The sequence below is a fragment of the Pseudomonas sp. genome, from assembly GCF_049590575.1.
Taxonomy (GTDB): Bacteria; Pseudomonadota; Gammaproteobacteria; order Pseudomonadales; family Pseudomonadaceae; genus Aquipseudomonas.
Genome location: NZ_JBAWDE010000342.1, coordinates 1 through 4,552, shown reverse-complemented (window position 1 = coordinate 4,552; position 4,552 = coordinate 1). Strand labels below are relative to the sequence as shown.

7 protein-coding genes are annotated in these 4,552 nt (G+C 60.3%); 4 read left to right on the top strand and 3 right to left on the bottom strand.

The window, feature by feature from the left end:
- The coding region (locus WBR57_RS23495) for an RHS repeat-associated core domain-containing protein (RefSeq protein ID WP_424087114.1) at positions 1-350 on the top strand (350 nt) is incomplete at its 5' end.
- Between the two features lie 5 nt (positions 351-355).
- Entirely contained in the window at positions 356-883 is a 528-nt protein-coding gene (locus WBR57_RS23490) for a hypothetical protein (RefSeq protein ID WP_424087112.1), read from the top strand.
- 110 nt (positions 884-993) lie between these two features.
- Here WBR57_RS23490 and WBR57_RS23485 read toward each other — a convergent pair whose 3' ends face one another.
- The 3 genes from WBR57_RS23485 to WBR57_RS23475 form a co-directional block, all read right to left on the bottom strand.
- Positions 994-1,269 (bottom strand): HU family DNA-binding protein, encoded by a 276-nt coding sequence (locus WBR57_RS23485; protein WP_003213368.1) that lies wholly within the window; start codon positions 1,267-1,269, stop codon positions 994-996.
- A gap of 191 nt (positions 1,270-1,460) precedes the next feature.
- Positions 1,461-2,609 carry an NAD(P)/FAD-dependent oxidoreductase gene (locus WBR57_RS23480; protein WP_424087110.1) on the bottom strand — a complete coding sequence of 383 codons (1,149 nt, stop codon included), beginning with the start codon at positions 2,607-2,609 and terminating at the stop codon, positions 1,461-1,463.
- A gap of 36 nt (positions 2,610-2,645) precedes the next feature.
- Positions 2,646-2,813: a rubredoxin gene (locus WBR57_RS23475; RefSeq protein ID WP_003213373.1), complete on the bottom strand. Its 168-nt coding sequence runs from the start codon at positions 2,811-2,813 to the stop codon at positions 2,646-2,648.
- 195 nt (positions 2,814-3,008) lie between these two features.
- On the opposite strand from WBR57_RS23475, the gene WBR57_RS23470 reads away from it, so the two are divergent.
- Together WBR57_RS23470 and ubiA are read left to right on the top strand one after the other, a co-directional pair.
- Positions 3,009-3,572 (top strand): chorismate--pyruvate lyase family protein, encoded by a 564-nt coding sequence (locus WBR57_RS23470; RefSeq protein WP_424087108.1) that lies wholly within the window; start codon positions 3,009-3,011, stop codon positions 3,570-3,572.
- Positions 3,572-4,462 carry a 4-hydroxybenzoate octaprenyltransferase gene (ubiA, locus tag WBR57_RS23465; RefSeq protein WP_424087106.1) on the top strand — a complete coding sequence of 297 codons (891 nt, stop codon included), beginning with the start codon at positions 3,572-3,574 and terminating at the stop codon, positions 4,460-4,462. Before WBR57_RS23470 ends, ubiA begins: the two co-directional genes overlap by 1 nt.
- The last annotated feature ends 90 nt before the right edge of the window (positions 4,463-4,552 follow it).

The window sequence follows — 4,552 nt, the reverse complement described above, 5'->3', positions numbered from 1 at the left end:
AAGTGCGTGAGGCGTACTTTATCGAAGAGCAGAATTTGCGGTTCCAGGGGCAGTATCTGGATCGGGAGATTGGGCTGCACTACAACACATTTCGGTTTTATGATCCGGATGTGGGGAGGTTTACGACGCCGGATCCGATTGGGTTGTTGGGTGGATTCAACCTTTACCAGTACGCTCCAAATCCGATTGGATGGGTTGATCCATGGGGCTGGGCAGGTAACCCGGCCAATGCCACTCATATCACCTATGTCGGCGTGAAGGATGGCAAGCCTCGGGGAAAGGGGACAGATTTATTTAAGGGTCGACAATTAAATAGATCCGTCCCCTTTATCTGTTCATGCTGCCTGTGATAACGATGACCTCTACTTTTCTACGTGTACCATTTTTACCTCCAGGGATGGCGCTGACCGTTTTTGTTTGCGTTGAGCGAAATGATGACACCTGCACACGGCCTTCGGCACGCAAATTGGCTGTCCATCAACAAAGAGAGATGGAAAAACTTCAACTTGGCCATAGCTGCGTTTTGCTTCATACGCTTGCGCCTTCTGAACTCAAACCCGCGATGTTGGTTGATCCAATCCCACGAACCTATATTGCCCAGCAACCACTGACACCCGACCAAATGCAAGAAGAGCTGGAAGACTTGGACAGTGGCGCGGGGATCAGCAAAGTTCTAGGACGACCCGCTTGGTTGCAAGACCCGTTATATGAAAGCCCTCGCTACTATTTTTTGGCACAGCTAACCGAAACCGACATCACAAAAATAAGCCCTGGCCACGAAGGGTTATTCGGTGGCGGTATCGGCTATATTTTTGCTGATAATCGGGCGAAGAAGATGAAAGAAGGAGATCTGGGTGGCTATTTCCTGACTCAGTTTACTTGAGACGAGCAAGTCACTAAAAAGCTTAATAACACCCCACAAAAAATGGGCACCCGACCCAGTCGGCGTGCCCATTTTTCCTACCACCCGCCTCCCTTCAGACGGTACCGCTATTACGGGTTGACGCTGTCTTTGAGCGACTTGCCCGGCTTGAACGCAACGGTGTTGCTCGCCTTGATCTTCACAGGCTCACCGGTTTGCGGGTTTTTGCCGGTGCGGGCGCCGCGGTGGCGTTGCAGGAAGGTGCCGAAGCCAACCAGGGTGACGCTGTCTTTACGGTGCAGGGCGCCGGTGATTTCTTCGAGAACGGCGTTGAGGACGCGGTTGGCCTGCTCTTTGGTCAGGTCTGCTTTTTCAGCGATGGCGGCTGCGAGTTCTGGTTTACGCATAAGTGAAGCCTCTTTGACGGTTTTTTGTTGTTATGTCCGTGCTGCTCTCTAACGGAGCAGCGCCCAAGGCGCCGCAGGCTCTACTCTGCGGCAGACGGGAGTGAGGATGGCATGCCCAGGTACGCCGCGCCAGTCTCGCGGCGACCTTTCTAGGGGCAAAAACAGGCTTATTCCGACAGAACGACCGGTATTTACGCCAGCAACGGTGGAAGTTCTTTGTTGAGGGCCAGTTTTTCCATCACGGCACTGCCAGTCAACGCGTAACCCAGCAGGCGGCCGCTGGCATCGCGGCACAAGGCCTTGATGTCGGCGCCCTGCCCTTCGACGCTCCACACGCCTTCGGTGCCGCGCGGCGGTGGCGAGACCACCAGCGGGCAGACCGGGGTTTTGACCGTGACCGGCATCGCACCGTAGCTGACCGCCGTGGCGTTGCCGGCCAGGGTCTGGGCCAGCGCACGGGCGCAGCTCATCAACGGCATCACGTACAGCAGGTTCAGGCCATCGACCTCGGCGCAGTCGCCCAGCGCATAGATATTGGCGTGGGAGGTCTTGAGATGGCGGTCGACCATGACCCCGCGGTTGGTCTGCAGGCCGGCCGCCGCGGCCAGGTCGACACGCGGGCGCAGGCCGATGGCCGAGACCACCAGGTCGCACTGGATGACTTCACCGTCCGACAGGTGCGCCTCCAGGCCATCGGCGCTGCGCTCCAGGCGATTGAGCACCGGGCCCAAATGGAAGCGCGCGCCGAGGCTTTCCAGCCCGGCCTGCACGGCGGCGGCAGCGGCCGGGTGCAGCAGGGTCGGCATGACTTGTTCGCACGGCGCGACCAGGTCGACTTCATAGCCGCCGAGGATCAGGTCGTTGGCGAATTCACAGCCGATCAGGCCGGCGCCCAGCACCAGCACGCGACGTTTGCCGGCGGCGGCAGCGCGAAAGCGCGCGTAGTCTTCGAGGTCATTGATCGGGAAAATCAGCTCTGCCGCGTCACCTTCGACCGGCACCCGCACCGTCTCGGCGCCCCAGGCCAGGATCAGGTCGCGGTAGCCCACCGCTTCCTCGCCGATCCACAGGCGCTTGTGGCCTGGGTCGATGCCGCTGATGCGCGTGTGGGTGCGCACTTCGGCCTTGAGTTGCTCGGCCATGGCACCCGGTTCGGCCATGCTCAGGCCATCGGCTTCCTTGTTTTTGCCAAAGCCGGTGGAGAGCATAGGCTTGGAGTAGGAGCGCCCGTCATCCGCAGTGATCAGCAGCAACGGGGTCTCGCTGTCGAGCTTGCGAAACTCCCGGGCCAGGTTGTAACCGGCCAATCCTGTGCCGATGATCACGACAGGTGCGTTCATTCCTTTCTCCTTGTAGTACGTCTCTGAAACTGAAAATTAGCCGATTTCGATCATTTCGAAATCCATTTTGCCTACGCCGCAGTCCGGGCACAGCCAGTCTTCGGGAACGTCCTGCCACAGGGTGCCCGGCGCGATTCCGTCATCCGGCCAGCCGTCTTTTTCGTCATAGATCAGGCCACAGACTACACATTGCCACTTCTTCATTACGTGCTTCCTCAGGTTCCAGGCATCTTGGCCGACGGTCGATAGACCTACGTTGCCGTGCGGCTCAGGGCGTTTTGTACTGATCGGGGCCGGCAGATGCAAGCATGATCGACGCAAACGGCCGGTTCGGCACGGCAAAAGCTCAGGACGCCATGGTAAGCTCGCCGCCTCTTTTGCTGCCAATACTGACGCACCGTGCCGCACTCAATCGCCCTTTCCGATGCTTGCCAATGGCTGACCCAGAGCCTTCTGAGCCCGTTGCCTGCGCCCTTGACCCTCAATTGGCTGTTCGACGAAGGCTCGCTGACGCGGCGGTTGACGTGGCTGTCAGACGACGGCTTCAGCGTGACGCCGCTGTACGAAGGCTGGCAGCCCCTGCGCGACGATGAATGCGCCGCCTTGAACCTGGCCCCGGCCAGTATCGGCTGGGTGCGCGAGGTGTATTTGCGCGGGCATGGCCAGCCGTGGGTGTTTGCCCGCAGCGTGGCGGCGCGCAGTGCCTTGCAGGGCGACGGTTTGCACATGGATCAATTGGGCAGCCGCTCGCTGGGTGAATTGCTGTTTTGCGATCACGCCTTCACCCGCCAGGCGCTTGAAGTGTGTCGTTACCCACGGCAATGGCTGCCCACGGCGGACCAGGCCGACGGCCTGTGGGCGCGCCGCTCGCGGTTCGACCGCGGGGCGCTGAGCGTGCTGGTGGCGGAAATCTTCTTGCCGAGTTTCTGGCACGCGTTGCATGCCCACCCGGAGAATTGCTGATGTATCAACGCCTGCTCAAATCCCTCAACCACCTGAACCCCAGGGCCTGGGATTTCATTCAGTTGACCCGCATGGACAAGCCGATCGGCATCTACCTGCTGCTGTGGCCGACGCTGTGGGCGCTGTGGATCGCCGGCAAGGGCTCGCCGTCGTTGATCAATATCGTGATTTTTGTGCTCGGTGTGGTGCTGACGCGTGCCGGCGGCTGCGTGATCAATGACTGGGCCGACCGCAAGGTCGATGGCCATGTGAAGCGCACCGAGCAGCGCCCGTTGGTCAGCGGCAAGATCAGCTCCAAAGAGGCGCTGGTGTTCTTTGCGGTGCTGATGGGCATCAGTTTCCTGCTGGTGCTGCTGACCAATGCCACCACCATCCTGCTGTCCCTCGGCGGCCTGGCGCTGGCGGCCAGCTACCCGTTCATGAAGCGCTACACCTATTACCCGCAAGTGGTGTTGGGCGCGGCGTTTTCGTGGGGCATGCCGATGGCGTTCACCGCCGAGACCGGCAACCTGCCCGCGGCGGCGTGGCTGTTGTATATCGCCAACCTGCTGTGGACGGTGGGTTACGACACCTATTACGCGATGACCGACCGTGACGACGACTTGAAGATCGGGGTTAAATCCACCGCGATTCTGTTCGGCGAGGCCGACCGCGTAATCATCCTCACCCTGCAAGGCCTGGCGCTGCTATGCCTGTTGCTGGCAGGCGCAAGGTTCGAGCTGGGAGGCTGGTTCCACCTGGGGTTGGCGGCGGCGGCGGGCTGTTTTGCCTGGGAATTCTGGTACACCCGCGACAGGGACCGCCTGAAATGCTTCAAGGCGTTCTTGCACAACCACTGGGCCGGGTTGGCGATTTTTGTCGGGATTGTGGCGGATTACGCGTTGCGTTGAGCTTTTTGTGGTGGCTGTACCAGCGCCATCGGGGGCAAGCCCCCTCCCACAGTTGGAATGCGTCCCCCTGTGGGAGGGGGCTTGCCCCCG

Bases quoted from the DNA above. Each gene is read 5' to 3' on its own strand.
- WBR57_RS23490 (WP_424087112.1), top strand. From the start codon at position 356: ATGACCTCTACTTTTCTACGTGTACCATTTTTACCTCCAGGGATGGCG.
- ubiA (WP_424087106.1), top strand. From the start codon at position 3,572: ATGTATCAACGCCTGCTCAAATCCCTCAACCACCTGAACCCCAGGGCC.
- WBR57_RS23475 (WP_003213373.1), bottom strand. From the start codon at position 2,813: ATGAAGAAGTGGCAATGTGTAGTCTGTGGCCTGATCTATGACGAAAAA.
- WBR57_RS23485 (WP_003213368.1), bottom strand. From the start codon at position 1,269: ATGCGTAAACCAGAACTCGCAGCCGCCATCGCTGAAAAAGCAGACCTG.
- WBR57_RS23480 (WP_424087110.1), bottom strand. From the start codon at position 2,609: ATGAACGCACCTGTCGTGATCATCGGCACAGGATTGGCCGGTTACAAC.